The sequence below is a fragment of the Aeromonas sp. sia0103 genome, from assembly GCF_963895295.1.
GTDB lineage: Bacteria > Pseudomonadota > Gammaproteobacteria > Enterobacterales > Aeromonadaceae > Aeromonas > Aeromonas encheleia.
In genome coordinates this window covers 764,757-779,717 of sequence record NZ_CAWQKG010000011.1, presented here as the reverse complement: position 1 = coordinate 779,717, position 14,961 = coordinate 764,757, and the positions used below count along the sequence as shown (strand labels likewise).

Genomic DNA, 14,961 nt, shown 5'->3' with positions numbered 1-14,961 from the left:
GGTATTTCTTAATGCACTCCACCGCCTGCGGTGGAGCCAGAAGAGGAGCGCTGCCCAGGCAGCCCAAGGGAGGACACCAGCGTCCTGCGAACTTGGGTCAGGGGGAGTAGCGCCGAGACGAGGCGAGTGACTGGACATCGCCACGTCGGCTGCGGGGGCTGAATCCCCCGGGTTGTCATCGGTCGTGTGCATCCCACACCGCATTCACAGCGGGTTTGGTGTGGGATGGGCACCGCGGATGGAGTGCTTCTGGCCGGGATCCTTCGCTATTCCTGCCATTTTTCGCCTCCTCCTCTCTTTTGCCTGATGAAACCGGATTTTCACATTAAGACAGGAGTACATGATGAGCCCGATCAACGTCGCCAAGTTTGGCGGAACCAGTGTCGCCGATGCCGCGGCCATGAACCATTGCGCCGACGTGGTGCTGGCCAATCCGGCGACGCGGGTGGTGGTACTGAGCGCCAGCGCCGGTGTCACCAACCTGCTGGTGAGCCTGGCCCAGGGCGAGCTCGACGAGGCGGGACAGGATGCCCAGCTGACCAAGCTGGCCGGGATCCAGCACGCCATCCTGAGCGCGCTGGGGGAGCCGGTCGAGGTGAGCGCCCTGATCCACGCCCAGCTCGGCGAGATCCGCACCATGGCCCGCCAGGCCAGCCAGCACACAGATGCGGAGCTGGCGGACAGGCTCATCGCCTGCGGCGAGCTGATGTCCACCCGTCTCTTCACCGAGCTATTGTGCCAGCGCGGCGTCAAGGCCCGCTGGCAGGATGTGCGCCAGCTGATGCGCACCGACAGCCGCTTCGGCAAGGCGAGCGTGGATCTCGCCGCCACCCGCGCACTCTGCCAGGCCAACCTGGGCCCCCTGCTCGGCGAGCACCTCGTCATCACCCAGGGCTTCATCGGCTCCGATGCCGATGGCCGCACCACCACCCTGGGTCGCGGCGGCTCCGACTACAGCGCTGCGCTGCTGGCCGAGGCGCTGGATGCCGGCAGCATCGAGATCTGGACCGACGTGCCCGGCATCTACACCACGGATCCCCGGCTGGTGACCCGGGCCCGCCCCATCCCCGAAATCAGCTTCGTGGAGGCGGCCGAGATGGCCACCTTCGGCGCCAAGGTGCTGCACCCCGCCACCCTGCAACCCGCCCTGCGCCAGGACATTCCGGTGTTTGTCGGCTCCGCCAAGGATCCGGCCGCCGGCGGCACCTGGATCCGCGCCAGCACCCAGACCAACCCGCTGTTCCGGGCCGTGGCCCTGCGCCGTCAGCAGGTGCTGGTCACCCTGCACAGCCTCAACATGTTCCACGCCTACGGCTTCCTGGCCGAGGTGTTCGGCATACTGGCACGGCACCGCATCTCGGTGGACCTCATCACCACCTCTGAGGTGAGCGTCTCCCTGACCCTGGATCACACCGGTAGCCAGAGCAACGGCGAACCCATCTTGAGCGACAAGGTGCTGGCCGAGCTGGGGCAGCTGTGCAAGGTGAAGGTGGAGACCGACTTCGCCCTGGTGGCACTGATCGGTAACCGCATGAGCGAGGCCGCCGGGGTCGGCAGCCAGGTGTTCGACGCCATCCGTGACCACAACATCCGCATGATCTGCTACGGCGCCAGCGCCCACAACCTCTGTTTCCTGGTCAAGGAGAGCGAGGCGGGCCACATCGTCAACCGCCTCCACCAGGAGCTGCTCGACTGAGCCAAGTCCGGATAACTGACATGAAACAACGAGAGGGGCCAAGGCCCCTCTCTTTATTTCTGCTTATTTCTGCGCGGTCTATGGCATCGCCATCATGCCGAGGGGTCAGAGGACGGCAGCAGGTTGGCCTGGATCTGCTCGCGCAGCCCGGCCAGCTTGCCCAGCAGCGCAGCCTGATCGAGCCCGGCCTCGTCGGGTCCCAGGTTGTCGACCAGCAGGGGGAAGTGTTCGCTCACCGCCCGCTCCAGCCAGTCGAGGCGGCGCAGGGTGAGCGGGCCGCAGCTCTTGCCGCTGAGATCGTCCTGGATGTCGAGATGATGGCTGCGGTACATGTCGCGCCACCAGCTGGCGGCCAGCCCCTCCTCGCTCGCCAGCGCCGAGCGCCACTCCGCCTGCAAGCCCTGCAACCGCGCCAGCACGGGGGCACTGGCCCCCTCCCGGGTCAGATGCTGCAACTCCTCCCTTGCCCAGGCGAGGCAGAGCTCGCGCCAATGGCGAAACAGCGGCAGGGGATCGGCCTCATCCAGCCAGAGACCGGACAGGGTGCGGGTCTCCAGCCGCTCGGGCACATGAAACTGGGGATCGGCCAGGCCGTTGGAGTTGAACTCGTGGCGCGGATCGAAGGGCCACATGTAGCCAAAGTCGAACACCGCTATCTGCTGGCCATCGTCGAGCAGGTTGCCCGGGCTCGGATCCCAGTCAAACCAGCCCCAACGGGCCAGCTCCGCCTGGACCGCCAGCATCTGCGCCAGATTGCGTTTATCCAGCTGGCTGACGGGGGCACCGCGCAACCAGGGGGAGACCAGCACCCCGGCCCGGGCCGAACCGAAGCTGGTGCAGACCACCTTGGAGAGGATGGTGGGGTGCAGCTCGCGCAGGGCCTCGATCTCGCGGCGCCGTTCCAGCTCGGTGAGAAAGGCGGTCTTGCCGTCGGCATTGGCCACCAGGGAGTCGTGCCGGCGTCGTTTCAGGCACCAGTGATGCCCCTCCACCTTGAGATGGAACACCTCGGCGGTGAGGCCGTGGCGATAGATCTTGAGTACGGCCGGGTGAGCCTCGGTCAACCTGAGCAGTTGCGCAAGCGGCAGGGGACAGTCCCGCTCACGGCCGATCCGGATCTCCTCTTTGCTCTCCAGCATCTGGAGCAATCTTGCCTGACGTGCCGCAACCTTGGGATTCATACATGTACCTCCAGCCATTATTGAGAGACTAAGCAGCAAGCTGGAGGCAGACCAGCGGCAAAGCGCCATGATGACGCTTTCATCACAGAATGAATTCGCCCCCTGGATCGGGATCACAATTTGCAAGTTGCGGCAGTCACACAATATTCATCTTCCGGTCATTAAATTGACATCAAGGAACAAGCCCATCACCATCGGGTCAAAATAGATGCAGTCGCACCGCAGCGACCCCACCCGCTCCAAGGATGAGCCCACTATGAATGCCCCCGTTTTCGGCCGCAGCTCTCCCCCGCCATCTCGTCTGGCCAGGCTGCTGTTTGGCCTGCTGGTCACGCTGCTGCTGCTGACGCTCATCCTGCCGGTGCTCAACCCCGGCAGCTGGCTCGGCCGTGCCCAGCCGCTGATCCTGGGGCCCGCCGATCAGCCGCTCGCCACCCTCAGCCGCCACAGCCTGCTCTACAAGAGCGACAGCCGCGGCCTCTATCTGGTGGTGCGCAGCCAATGGCAACTGCTCAAGCCGTTGCAGGAGGGGGACAAGGTGCGGGTCGAGCTGCTCAACGACAGGGGCGAGCGCATCGATCAGCTGAGTCAGGCGGTGAACAAGCGGCAGAAATGTCGCAAGGAGCGCTGCACCCTGGATCTCAACAGCGCCTTGCGGGCGCCGGATGATGCCCTCGACAGCCGTTACCAGCTGCGCATCGGCCTGCTGCTCAAGGATCGACCAGAGAGCGGCGAGTACAGCCAGATCCTGCAGACCTTGCCCGAGCGCGGCTTCAATCTCAGCTACCTGATGACCAGCCTGCTGCTGGTGCTGCTGACCAGCGCCCTGGTGCTCAGGGCCTTGCTGCCACAGCTGCGTCACAGCATGGCCTCGCGGGTGTTTGGCAGCCTGCTGCTCGGCAACCTCACCTTCGTTCTGCTGCACGGCTTCGTGGTGTTCAAGCTGGGGGAGTTTCTGCTCTGGTCGGGATTTAGGCCCGAGCACTATTACCTGGCCTGGGGCAGCATGGTGCTGGGCTGGAGCCTCTGCGCCCTGGCGGGCTTCAATCTCTACATGGGGCTGGTGTTCACCGCCCTGTCCGGCATAGGCCTGCTCGCCAACTTCATGAAGATCGCCATCTACGGGGTGCCGCTCGGGGGCGACGATCTCGGCAACCTGATGGCGCTGCTGCACATACTGCTCGATCAACATCCTGTGCTGCCGGTGCTGGGCGGCGTCCTGCTGCTGTGGCTCTGCTGGCGCTTTGCCCTGTCGCGCTGGGTGCTGCGCACCGTCGCCGCCACCGCCGCCTTCTTCGCGCTCTGCGTGTTCGCCACCCAGACCGGCAACAAGCTGCTGGGGGCCAACGTCCGCTACGTGGACAGGGCGGTCAACTATCACAGGGACATCATCCGCTCCGGCCCCGGCCTCTACCTGTTCAACCTGGTGGACGAGATGCTGCAAAGCGGCAACGTCTTCCGCTATCCCCTGCAGATCAACGAGCGTACCCCCGAGCTCGGTCACCGGGATCCCGTCCAGTCGGCCCTGGGCCCCTCCCCGCGCTTCGATCTGGTGATAGTGCTGCAATACGAGTCGCTCTGGCTCGACTGGCAAGGCAGGATCTGCGCCCCCGCCCCCACCCTGAGCCTGCCCGCCGGGGTGGCGCAGTGGCGCAAGACCATCCACTCCCCCACCACCGGCGGCATGACGGTGCTGGCGGAGTTCGAGATGAACACCGGCCTGCCGGTGGGCCTGCTCAAGCAGGGGGTGGTGCCCTACTACTATCTCTCGGCGCAGGTGCCTGGGCTGGCGCAGAGCGCGAAGAAAAACGGCTACAAGACCCTGTTCGCCCACCCCTATGTGGAGAAGTTCTGGGGCCGCGCCAAGGCCATACCGGCGCTCGGTTATGAGGAGCGCTGGTTCGATACCCGCTTCACCAGCCTGGAGCACAAGGGGCTCTACATCTCCGACGATGCGCTGATCGATCACCTGCTCAAGCGCAGCGAGCAGGACAGCCAGCCGCTGTTCGCCTACGCGGTCACCATGCAGGGCCACGGCCCCTTCGATGGCAATCGCTATCAGGCCCAGCAGATCGACAAGGCCTGCCCGGATCAGAGCCCGGCCGATCGGCAGTTGCTCAACACCTACTACACCGGGGTGGTGGATGCCATGGCCTCCCTGGAGCGGCTGCTCAAGACGCTGGATCAATCCGGCAAACGCTACCTGGTGGTGGCCTTTGGCGATCACCAGCCGTTCCTGATGTCGGCGGGCAAGGGCATCCACGGGGACAAGCCGCCCCGCGACGCCCCCTACCAGATCCCCATGATGGCCTTCACCCGCGACGATGGCTCCCTGTCGCTGGCGCGCCAGTTTGACCCGGTGCGCCAGCTCTATCAGATGGGGCAGGCCACCCGCCAGTTGCTGGCAGGCGACCTCACCCCCATCCCGGAACTGGCCCTGCTCCACCCAGTGCTGGGGGAGGAGAAGGGCTTCGATCCCTCGCCGCTGGTGCCGCAGATCCGCGCCAGCTTCCGAGCCGATGCATTGCCCTGAGTTCGATTGAGAGACGAGGTCCGCAGATCCTCGCAACACCTTCAGGGCCGATGCCCTGCCCTGATCCCGCCAGAAGGTGAAAGCAAAGAGGCCGCTGGTGCGGCCTCTTTTTGTCTCTGGCAAGTCCCGTCAGCGCCACCAGGGCTCGCACAGGCTCAGGCGCTGGGCATCCAGATCCAGCTCGGCCTCGATGCCGAGCGGCACCGTCAGCATGGGGTGGGTGTGGGCGCAGTCGAACTCCGCCAGGATGGGAAACCTGGGCTCCCCCACCTGCTCCAGCAGTATGTCGAGCGGCCGCTTGCCGCTGCCCTGGCCGTCGAACAGCTCGTGCTTGCCGAGCACCAGGGCACCGATGCGCTCGAACACCCCGCACAGCTTGAGGTGGGCGAAGGAGCGCTCCACCGTCTCCGCCGACATGAGGCTGTCTTCCAGCAGCAGAATGTCCCCCGTTTCGATCGGCGGCATATAGGGCGAGCCCCAGATCCCCGCCAGGGTGTTGAGGTTGCCGCCGATCAGCCTGCCCCTCACCCGGCCGCTGCCCACCGAGATCAGCCGGTTTGGCTGGCACTGCTTGGCGCGGGTCTGCTGCTCCCAATCCAGCCGCTCCTCGGTCCAGTGCGTCGGTGTTGGCAGCCGGTGCGGCAAGGGTCGCTCCCCTGCCCCGCAGATCGCCAGGAAAGCGGCCAGAGTCTCATCCACCAGCGGCGGCGACTCGCCAAAGGAGGCCACCAGCGCCGGACCGTAGAAGGTCACCAGGCCGGTCTGGGCATGGATGCCGAGCAGCAAGGCGGTCACATCCGAGTAGCCGATGAGGATCTTGGGATCTCTTCTAAGCGCCTCGTAGTCGAGATAGGGCAGCAGGGAGTTGGAGTTGCTGCCGCCGATGACCGACATGATGCAGCGCACTTCTGGATCCCGGATGAGCGCGTTGAGCTCTTCGGCCCGCGCCACGATGGAGCCGGAGCGCCAGTGATCCCGCTCCCCGGTCAGGCTGCCCGCCTTGAGTGCGAAGCCCTGCGCCGCCAGATAAGCCTTGGCGCGGGCGAAGCGGTTCGGTGCCCAGGCGGTGGCCGCGCTGGAGGGGGAGAAAAAGCCGATGGTGTCGCCACGCTTGAGTCGCGTGGGTTTGATGGGTGTCATAAGGTCCGCTCCTTGGTCCTACGCCGCCCTCAGGGCGTCGGCATGAGATAAAGGATCCATATTACGACATACAAGGAGACCAAAAATAGCGCCAAATGGCGACTTTCCGTCAGAAACAACAAAGCCGATGAGCGGCTCATCGGCTTGTCATCGAGGCCGGGTAGCGTCAGAGCACCACGGCGGTGCCGCTGATGCTGACCATCAGCATGCTGCCATTTTGCCCCACCACCTCGTAGTCGATGTCGATGCCGACCACGGCGTTGGCACCCAGTGCCTGCGCGCGCTCTTTGAGCTCATCGAAGGCGATCTCGCGGGCCCGGGCCAGCTCTTTCTCGTAGGCACCGGAGCGGCCACCGATGATGTCGCGGATGCCGGCGAACAGATCCTTGAAGATGTTGGCGCCGAGGATGGCTTCGCCCACCACTATGCCGCGGTACTCGCGAATGGCCTTGCCTTCCAGGGTGGGGGTTGTTGAGAGGATCATCATAAACTCCAGCTGAGATAATGGGTTCCAGACTACCCCAAAGCCGCGGCCGGCAACATACCCCCACCGCTAATAGCCAGTCGCTCGATAAGGCCTCTCGGGCTCCAGATCGCGGCCATAAAAAAGGAGAGGCCAGGCCTCTCCTTCTGTCACCTGGCGATCAGACGCCGGCTTAGTGCAGCTTCATGCTCGGGCGCAGCACCCGGTTGATGCGGCCCACCAGCATGATGAGGCCGGTCTTGATGTAGCCGTGCAGGGCGACCTGGTGCATCCGGTAGAGGGAGATGTAGACCATGCGCGCGAGGTAACCTTCCACCATCATGGAGCCACGCATCAGGTTGCCCATCAGGCTGCCCACGGTGGAGAAGCGGCTCAGGGAGACCAGGGAGCCGTGATCGTGATAGAGGTAGGGCTTCAGCTCGCCACCGTTCATCTTGGCCAGGATGTTCTTGAACGCCTGGCTCGCCATCTGGTGGGCGGACTGGGCGCGCGGCGGCACGAACTTGCCATCCGGCTGCGGGCAGGCGGCGCAGTCGCCGATGACGAAGATGTTCTCGTCACGGGTGGTTTGCAGTGTCTCTTTCACCACCAGCTGGTTGATGCGGTTGGTCTCGAGCCCCGCAATTTCCTTCATGAAGTCCGGTGCCTTGATGCCGGCGGCCCACACCATCAGGTCCGCCTCGATCAGCTCCCCATCCTTGGTGTGCAGCCCCTCGCCGGTGGCTTCGGTGATCATGGTGGCGGTACGCACGTCCACCCCGAGCTTGACCAGCTCCTGGTGAGCGGCGCCGCTGATGCGCTCCGGCAGGGCCGGCAGGATGCGGGGGCCCGCTTCCACCAGTGTCACCTTGAGGCTGTCGGTGGTGAGGTTCTTGAAGCCGTAGGCATAGAGCTGCTCCACCGCGTTGTAGAGCTCGGCGGAGAGCTCGACCCCGGTGGCGCCGCCGCCGACGATGGCGATCTTCACCTTGTCACCCGGCTGGTATTCGGTGGCGAACTGCAGGAAGCGGTTCATCATGCTGTTGTAGAAGCGGTGCGCCTGGGACGGGCTGTCCAGGAAGATGCAGTGATCCTTGATGCCCTTGGTGTTGAAGTCGTTGGAGACGGAGCCGATGGCCATCACCAGCACGTCGTAGGCCACTTCCCGCTCATGCACCACCAGCTCGCCGTTATCGTCGTGGATCGGCGCCAGCACGATGCGTTTCTCGTCGCGCTTGATGTCGGTCAGGCTGCCCAGCTGGAAGTCGAAGCCGTGGTTCTTGGCATGGGACTGGTAGCTCAGGGCATCGATGCCCGCATCCATGGAGCCGGTGGCCACTTCGTGCAGCAGGGGCTTCCACAGGTGGGTGCGGTTGCGATCGACCAGGGTTACCTTGGCCTTGTTCTTCTTGCCCAGCTTGCGACCCAGGCTGGTCGCCAGCTCCAGACCGCCGGCGCCGCCACCTACAACGACAATATTCATCATGATGATTTTCCTTGGTTCCTCAAAACGAAAGGGAGCCATTGGCTCCCTAAAACGAAATCGGTTGACGTGATGGTTCAAGCTTCCTTGAAGGCCTTCATCCGCTGCAGATGATACGAGATGTTCTTGAATTTGTGAGTCTCGTGCTCATCCCATACGATGTCGTAATAGTTCTTCAATTCACGTTCAGTTTCGCGATTATCGCGGATTTCATCCTGAACGGAAAGGATACACAGGCAGTTTCCTGAATTTTTCTTACGAAATTCGGTTACACACTTGGTGCCGATGTCGTCGTACTCTTCCGGCCTGTCGATCTTGCCCTGCATGTTCTCTGCCGGGTGCAGATTGGGGTTGAAGATCACCTGTTTGATGCCGCACAGGAAGCCGATCCGCTCGCTCCAGTAGCCCCCCAGCCCCACCCCGCAGATCAGCGGCTTGGGGTCAGTGCTCATGTCGAGCTGCTTCTTCACTTCCTTGAGCAGATGACTCATGTCGTGGCGCGGGTGCACCGTGCTGTAGTGAACGAAGCGCACATCATCATCGATAAACTGCAACTGCAGCACTTTCTCATGATTGCCGGGGCTGGTGGCATCGAAGCCGTGCAGATAGATGATCATGGATAAGACCTCAGGAACTGTGTCGGTTCTATCGAAACTACCCCAGCGACCGGCCGTGGCGCCACCAAAACATCCAACTTTCTTGCTTTGGATCACGCCCCCAGCCGCCTGAAAACGCATTTCATCCGGGGGTTGTGGTCACTCGCGGACAAATCGACCCGATTGCGCCGCTGCCCGGCTGGCCTGACGAGCGAAAAACCCCGCCTCTCGGCGGGATCTTGTCAGCTGGCGAGAGGGCCCAGGCCTCAGCCCTGGGTCTGCTCGAAGCGATCCACCGCCGCGGCCACCAGCACTAGGCTGCCCTGCCAGAAGGCCGCCTCACGGATGTCCTGCCCCAGGTGCTTGGCCACCAGATCCTCGGCGCTCATGCGGCCGGTGTCGCGCAGCAGGGCGCGGTACGCCTGGGCCACGTTCGCCTCCCCCTGCGCCTGGCGGCTCATCAGCTGGTGGTAGACCCCGAGGCTGAACAGGTAGCCAAACAGGTAGGGGTAGTTATAGAAGCCGAAACCGGCGATGGAAAAGTGCGCCTTGGCGGCCCAGAACATGGGGTGATAGCGCGACAGGCTCCCCTCGTACCAGCGGCCCCATGCCTCATCGGTCAGGCTCTTGAGCCGCGCCGCCGGGACATAGCCCTGCTCGCGCTCGGCCACCAGCGCCAGCTCGAACTCGAAGCGGGCCGGGATGTTGACCAGGAAGGTGGCGGCGCCATCTGCCTCGGCCCAGGCGATGGCCTGGCGCTGCTCGGGGTTCTGGGCCTGCTCGAACAGGGCGCTGCGCACCAGGGTCTCGGCGAAGATGGAGGCGGTCTCCGCCAGGGTCATGGGGTAGCCGCGCTGGCTCATGGGCAGATCGCGGATCAGCCAGTTGTGCCAGGCGTGGCCCAGCTCGTGGGCCAGGGTGATGACGTTGTCCATGGTGCCGGCATAGGTGATGAAGACCCGCGGCTCCACCGGCTCGGCAAACTTGGTGCAGTAGGCACCGGTGCGCCGGTTCGGGGTCGGCGCCGCGTCTATCCAGCCGCGCTCGGCCATCATGCGGGCGAACGCCCCCATCTCGGGATCGAAGCGGGTGAAGGCCGCGGCTATGATGTCGATGGCCTCCTCGAACGTTATGGTCCGGCTGACCGAGGCCGGGGCCGGCGCGAACAGGTCCTCCGGCCCCAGCTCGTCGATGCCGAGCTTGCCGGCCATCAGTGCCAGGGCACGCTGGCCCAGGCCGCGGGCTCTATAGGTCTCGGCCATCATGGTGTCCAGGGTGGCGCGCTCGATGTGGCTCTGGTGGCAGGAGAGATCCAGCGCATCAAGCTGACGCACCTTGCCGCGCTGGCGGGCCAGCTCGAGGCGCCAGCCGTTGAGGGCGTTGAGGATGGCGGCCACCGTCTCCTGCTCCCCTTCCCAGCCGGCGCTGATGGCATCGAAGGCCTCCCGGCGCAGGGCTCTCTCCGGACTGGACAGCAGGTTGCTCGCCTCGGCCAGCCCCCTCTCCCGCCCATCGATGTGCAGGCGGATCTTGCCCACCAGATCGTTGTAGAGGTTGCCCCAGGCGTGCAGGCCATCGGTGCCGAGGCCGATCACCAGCTGCTCGGCCTCCACCGGCAGGCGCTGATCCTGCAGCTGGCGCTCGTGGCGCAGGCGGTAATCCTCCTCCCCCAGCAGCGGATCCTGCATCAGCCGCTCGAACTCGGATTCAGGCAGCCCCAGCATCAGATCCTCCACCGGCGCCAGGGCCTTGAACAGGTCCGCATTGAGGGCGCGGGCACGGGAGGCCAGCTGCTTGGCGAGCGGATCCCGGGCATCCTGACTGCCCTGCGAGGCCGCCAGCACGGCGATGTTCCAGCCGATGTTGCGGATGCGCTGGGCGCGCAGGCGTACCTCGCGCAGGAAATCCTGCAGGGCATCGGCCTGCTCGCGCACCGCCCCTAGCCCATTGATGAAGCCGGTCAGCTCGTCGAGGCTGGCGCGGGCCAGGCTCATGTCCGCCTCCAGCATGGCGCTGTCGAGGGAGGGGTAGATGTGCTGGTTGTGCCACTGCTGTGGGTAGACTGGTTGTTGCATCAGACGCTCGTGTTCGGAGACGGGCCCTGGCCCGTCATGAAATAGGGGTGGCCCCCGGCGAGGGCCACGATTAAGGGTTGCAATGGGCTATATCAGCCGCTCGAGGCGGCTGACCGCCGCCTCCACCTGGCGCAGGCTCTCCTGCCAGAAGGCGGGCTCGCGAATGTCGACGCCCAGGTGCTTCTCCACCAGATCCTCGGCGCTCATGCGGCCGGTGTCGCGCAGCAGCTCCCGATAGGCCTGGACAAACTCCTTCCCGGCCCGCTCCTTCTGGGCATAGAGCCCCAGGCTGAACAGGTAGCCAAACAGATAGGGGTAGTTGTAAAAACCGAGCTCGGTGATGGAGAAGTGGCTCTTGCTGGCCCAGAACAGCTCGTCATATTGGCTGAGGCTGTCACCATACCACTGCTCCTTCATGGATTTCATCATGCCGCGCAGCTCGCCGGCCCCCACATAGCCCTGCTCCCGCGCCGCCACCAGCGCCCGCTCGAAGTGGAAACGGGACGGAACGTCGAGCAGCAGGCTGGCGGCCCGCTCCCCCTCCAGCCAGGCGATGGCCCTGCGCTGCTCCATGTTGTCGGTGGCGGCCAACAGGGCATCGCGCACCAGGGTCTCGGCAAACAGCGAGGCGGTCTCGGCCAGCGTCTTGGGGTAGTCGCGCTGCTCCAGCGGCGCGTCCCGCAGCAGCCAGCTGTGCCAGGCGTGGCCAAGCTCGTGGGCCAGGGTGATGAGGTTGTCCATGGTGCCCTCGAAGGTGAGAAACACCCGAGGCTCGGCGGGCTCGGCATACTCGGTGCAATAGGCGCCGCTGCGCCTGTGTTCGCTCGGGGCCGCATCGATCCAGCCCCGCTCGGCCATCATGTGGACGAAGGCCCCCATCTCGGGGTCAAACCCGGCGAAGGCGTCGGCCACCAGCGTCAGCGCCTGCTCGAAGTCGATATTGATAGGTGTCAGCGCAGGGGGCGGCGCATAGAGATCCCAGGGGGCGAAGTCGGTGATCCCCTGGGCGCTCGCCATGGCGCGCAGCGCCCGTCTGCCCAGCTCCTTGTGGGCCTCGGCCTCTGCCATCAGGGTATCCAGCGTGCTGCGCTCGAGATGGCCCTGATGACAGGAGAGCGCCAGGGCATCGAGCCGCTGCCGCTGGCCACGCCGGCTGGCGAGCTCGTTGCGCCAGCCGTTGATGGCATTGAGGATGGCGGCCACCGTCTCCTGCTCCCCGGCCCAGGCCTGTTGAATGCCATGCCAGGCACTGGCGCGCCGCGCCCTGTCCGGGTGGGACAGCAGATTGTCCGCCTGGGCCAGCCCCATGGGTTCTCCGTCCACCAGCGGTCTGAGCCGGGCCACCAGGCTGTCGTAGAGATGGCCCCAGGCGTGCAGCCCATCCACCCCCAGCCCCTCGATCAGCTGCTCGCTCTCGAGCGACAGCCGCTGATCCTGCAACTGGCGATCGTGGCGAATGGCATAGGCCAGCTCGAACAGCTCGGGATCCTGCAGCAGGCTGCGCAGCCGGGCCTCGGGGGCGTTCAGCCAGAACAGGGTCATCGGCTTGATGAGCTGGCCGAGGCTCGCCTGCAACTGCTGGCCGCGGGAGAGCAGCACCTTGGCCGGCTCGTCGCGACCGTTGCGGCTGAGCCGGTTGTAGCCGTAGACCTGGGCGTTCCAGGCCAGCCGCCTCACCTCATCCGCCTGGCGCCGAATGGCCCGCAGCAGATGGCGCAAGGCATTGATGTCATGGGTCTCTGGCAACTCGGCCAGCAGGGGGATCAAGGTAGACAGGAGCTGGTGGGCGTGCTGGAAATCGGCGTCGACGGCCGGGCAATCGGGGGCGGCATAGATGTGATCATCCAGCCAAGCGGTTGTGGTCATAACTGTCCTTATTGTTTGCATCCATGGCAGCTGGCTCCGTCTCTGTGGACGGATGCCAGCCAGGATAGTACGAAGGGGGCCGGCGCTTGCCTAGCCCCCATTCGCGTCAGCAAACGGGACAGAGGATGAGTGCGACGGCCCCTGTCGGCCACCTCACCCACGGCCGTTACTTGGCGGGCTTCAACTTGCTCACCAGGGTCATGGCCAGCACCAGCACCAGGCCCGCCACCACGCCGGCCACCGCATTGAGCAGGGTCGGCGTCAGGGCGGCCAGCACTGTCCCCACGGTTGGCAGGGTGGCCACGGCCTCGGCGGCCCCCTCCACCAGGTGATGGGCGAAGGGCCAGCCGTGCACCAGGATGCCGCCGCCGACCATGAACATGGCGATGGTACCGACCAGCGCCAGCAGGTGCATCAGGCGGGGAGCCGTCACCAGCAGGCCGCGCCCCAGCAGGCGGCGCAGGGCGCCGGCGTCCGGCTTCTTCAGCAGGTGCAGGCCGATGTCGTCCAGCTTGACGATGAGCCCCACCAGGCCATAGACCCCCACCGTCATCAGCAGGGCGATGCCCGCCACCACCGAGATCTGCAGGGAGAGGCTGGTGCCTTGGACTGTGCCGAGGGCGATGACGATGATCTCGGCGGAGAGGATGAAATCGGTGCGAATGGCCCCCTTTATCTTCTGCTGCTCATAGGCCAGCATATCGTCCGGCACGGGCTCCGCCCCCTGCCCCGACCCCTCGTCGCCGTGGGGCAGGAACTTGTGGGCCAGCTTCTCCGCCCCCTCGAAGCAGAGGTAGGCGCCCCCCAGCATCAGCAGGGGGGTGATGAGCCAGGGCACCAGCACACTGATGGCAATGGCGGCCGGCACCAGGATCAGCTTGTTGCGAAAGGACCCCTTGGCCACCGCCCACACCACCGGCAGCTCCCGCTCGGCGCGCACCCCGGAGACCTGCTCGGCGTTGAGGGCCAGATCGTCCCCCAGCACCCCGGCGGTCTTCTTGGCCGCCGTCTTGGTCATCAGCGCCACGTCATCGAGCACGCTGGCAATATCATCGAGCAGGGCCAACAGACTGGTTCCGGCCATATCAAGCATTCCTCATATCAGTGGTGAGAGCCCCTCAGGCAAGCTGCCTGGCGACGACCTTGCGCATCAGGGGTTCCGCATTGCGGGCAAAAGATGGCACAGTGTAACGAGAAGCCGCCGTTTCGGCAGCACCCATAGCAGGGTCAATTGACCTTGTTTTACCCGCAAGCCTCTGGCCCAAGGAGTTCCCATGCAACCCTGGCAACCTCTGCTCGATTTCTGGTTTGGCGATGACGCCGATGACGCCGCCCGCGCCAGCCGGCAGGCCCCGCTCTGGTGGGGCAAAAGAAGCGAGACAGATGCGCTGATCGCCAGCCGCTTCGGCGCGCTGGCCGCGGCGGCCGCCGCCGGCGAGCTGGCCCCCTGGGCCGAGGTGCCCGTCGGCCGACTGGCACTGATCCTGCTGCTCGATCAGCTGCCGCGCAACATCCATCGCGGCACCCCCGGCGCCTTTGCCCAGGATCCGCTGGCCCGCGAGATCTGCCTGAAGGGCTTGTCGCTCGGGGCGGACAGGGCGCTCTCGCCGCTGGCGCGGCTCTTCTTTTACCTGCCGCTGGAACACGCGGAGTCCCGGGAGCAGCAGACTCGCAGCGTGGCGCTGTTCGAGGGGCTGGCGGCCGAGCAGGAGGGCAGCCCCGCCGGGGTCACCTTCGCGGGCTTCGCCGACTACGCCCGCCGCCATCAGGTGATCGTCGAGCGCTTCGGCCGCTTCCCCCATCGCAACGCCATCCTGAGCCGCACCGACACGCCGGAGGAGACGGCCTTCTTGCTGCAACCCGGCTCGGGCTTCTAGGCCCCACCGCAAACCGCAGAGATAAAAAAACGGGCCCAGTGGGCCCGTTTC

The 14,961-nt window shown here is 65.3% G+C and carries 11 protein-coding genes and 1 riboswitch; of the genes, 3 read left to right on the top strand and 8 right to left on the bottom strand.

Going from position 1 to position 14,961, the window contains the following annotated elements; genetic code table 11:
- Window positions 1-32 precede the first annotated feature (32 nt).
- Window positions 33-257, top strand: a riboswitch (Lysine riboswitch).
- An 86-nt stretch (window positions 258-343) separates the two neighbouring features.
- Entirely contained in the window at window positions 344-1,696 is a 1,353-nt protein-coding gene (gene lysC / locus AACW18_RS06330; protein WP_218388124.1) for a lysine-sensitive aspartokinase 3, read from the top strand.
- 92 nt (window positions 1,697-1,788) lie between these two features.
- Here lysC and AACW18_RS06325 read toward each other — a convergent pair whose 3' ends face one another.
- On the bottom strand, window positions 1,789-2,877 hold the full coding sequence (locus AACW18_RS06325) for a hypothetical protein (RefSeq protein WP_218290387.1): 1,089 nt from the start codon (window positions 2,875-2,877) through the stop codon (window positions 1,789-1,791).
- A 256-nt stretch (window positions 2,878-3,133) separates the two neighbouring features.
- Between AACW18_RS06325 and AACW18_RS06320 the strand changes: the two genes are divergently transcribed.
- A complete protein-coding gene (locus tag AACW18_RS06320) occupies window positions 3,134-5,410 on the top strand; it encodes an LTA synthase family protein (protein WP_218388123.1) in 2,277 nt (758 codons plus the stop codon).
- A 129-nt stretch (window positions 5,411-5,539) separates the two neighbouring features.
- Here the strand turns inward: AACW18_RS06320 and AACW18_RS06315 are convergent, their stop codons facing one another.
- The 7 genes from AACW18_RS06315 to AACW18_RS06285 all read right to left on the bottom strand — a co-directional run bounded on the left by AACW18_RS06315 (window position 5,540) and on the right by AACW18_RS06285 (window position 14,117).
- On the bottom strand, window positions 5,540-6,550 hold the full coding sequence (locus tag AACW18_RS06315) for a S66 family peptidase (RefSeq protein ID WP_218388122.1): 1,011 nt from the start codon (window positions 6,548-6,550) through the stop codon (window positions 5,540-5,542).
- 166 nt (window positions 6,551-6,716) lie between these two features.
- Window positions 6,717-7,034, bottom strand: a complete 318-nt coding sequence (locus AACW18_RS06310; RefSeq protein WP_042653452.1) for a heavy metal-binding domain-containing protein — start codon at window positions 7,032-7,034, stop codon at window positions 6,717-6,719.
- A 172-nt stretch (window positions 7,035-7,206) separates the two neighbouring features.
- On the bottom strand, window positions 7,207-8,499 hold the full coding sequence (locus AACW18_RS06305) for an NAD(P)/FAD-dependent oxidoreductase (protein ID WP_218290384.1): 1,293 nt from the start codon (window positions 8,497-8,499) through the stop codon (window positions 7,207-7,209).
- 74 nt (window positions 8,500-8,573) lie between these two features.
- A complete protein-coding gene (ycfP, locus tag AACW18_RS06300) occupies window positions 8,574-9,113 on the bottom strand; it encodes an alpha/beta hydrolase YcfP (RefSeq protein ID WP_042653450.1) in 540 nt (179 codons plus the stop codon).
- A gap of 245 nt (window positions 9,114-9,358) precedes the next feature.
- Window positions 9,359-11,167: a M3 family oligoendopeptidase gene (locus AACW18_RS06295; RefSeq protein WP_218388121.1), complete on the bottom strand. Its 1,809-nt coding sequence runs from the start codon at window positions 11,165-11,167 to the stop codon at window positions 9,359-9,361.
- Between the two features lie 87 nt (window positions 11,168-11,254).
- Window positions 11,255-13,033, bottom strand: a complete 1,779-nt coding sequence (locus AACW18_RS06290; protein WP_218388120.1) for a M3 family oligoendopeptidase — start codon at window positions 13,031-13,033, stop codon at window positions 11,255-11,257.
- Between the two features lie 166 nt (window positions 13,034-13,199).
- Window positions 13,200-14,117 (bottom strand): DUF808 domain-containing protein, encoded by a 918-nt coding sequence (locus AACW18_RS06285; protein ID WP_218388119.1) that lies wholly within the window; start codon window positions 14,115-14,117, stop codon window positions 13,200-13,202.
- 190 nt (window positions 14,118-14,307) lie between these two features.
- On the opposite strand from AACW18_RS06285, the gene AACW18_RS06280 reads away from it, so the two are divergent.
- A complete protein-coding gene (locus tag AACW18_RS06280; protein ID WP_218388118.1) occupies window positions 14,308-14,910 on the top strand; it encodes a DUF924 family protein in 603 nt (200 codons plus the stop codon).
- Window positions 14,911-14,961 lie beyond the last annotated feature (51 nt).

Excerpts from the sequence above, each read along its gene's own strand:
- lysC (WP_218388124.1), top strand. The coding sequence starts at position 344 with ATGAGCCCGATCAACGTCGCCAAGTTTGGCGGAACCAGTGTCGCCGAT.
- AACW18_RS06325 (WP_218290387.1), bottom strand. The coding sequence starts at position 2,877 with ATGAATCCCAAGGTTGCGGCACGTCAGGCAAGATTGCTCCAGATGCTG.
- AACW18_RS06320 (WP_218388123.1), top strand. The coding sequence starts at position 3,134 with ATGAATGCCCCCGTTTTCGGCCGCAGCTCTCCCCCGCCATCTCGTCTG.
- AACW18_RS06315 (WP_218388122.1), bottom strand. The coding sequence starts at position 6,550 with ATGACACCCATCAAACCCACGCGACTCAAGCGTGGCGACACCATCGGC.
- AACW18_RS06310 (WP_042653452.1), bottom strand. The coding sequence starts at position 7,034 with ATGATCCTCTCAACAACCCCCACCCTGGAAGGCAAGGCCATTCGCGAG.
- AACW18_RS06305 (WP_218290384.1), bottom strand. The coding sequence starts at position 8,499 with ATGATGAATATTGTCGTTGTAGGTGGCGGCGCCGGCGGTCTGGAGCTG.
- ycfP (WP_042653450.1), bottom strand. The coding sequence starts at position 9,113 with ATGATCATCTATCTGCACGGCTTCGATGCCACCAGCCCCGGCAATCAT.
- AACW18_RS06295 (WP_218388121.1), bottom strand. The coding sequence starts at position 11,167 with ATGCAACAACCAGTCTACCCACAGCAGTGGCACAACCAGCACATCTAC.
- AACW18_RS06290 (WP_218388120.1), bottom strand. The coding sequence starts at position 13,033 with ATGACCACAACCGCTTGGCTGGATGATCACATCTATGCCGCCCCCGAT.
- AACW18_RS06285 (WP_218388119.1), bottom strand. The coding sequence starts at position 14,117 with ATGGCCGGAACCAGTCTGTTGGCCCTGCTCGATGATATTGCCAGCGTG.
- AACW18_RS06280 (WP_218388118.1), top strand. The coding sequence starts at position 14,308 with ATGCAACCCTGGCAACCTCTGCTCGATTTCTGGTTTGGCGATGACGCC.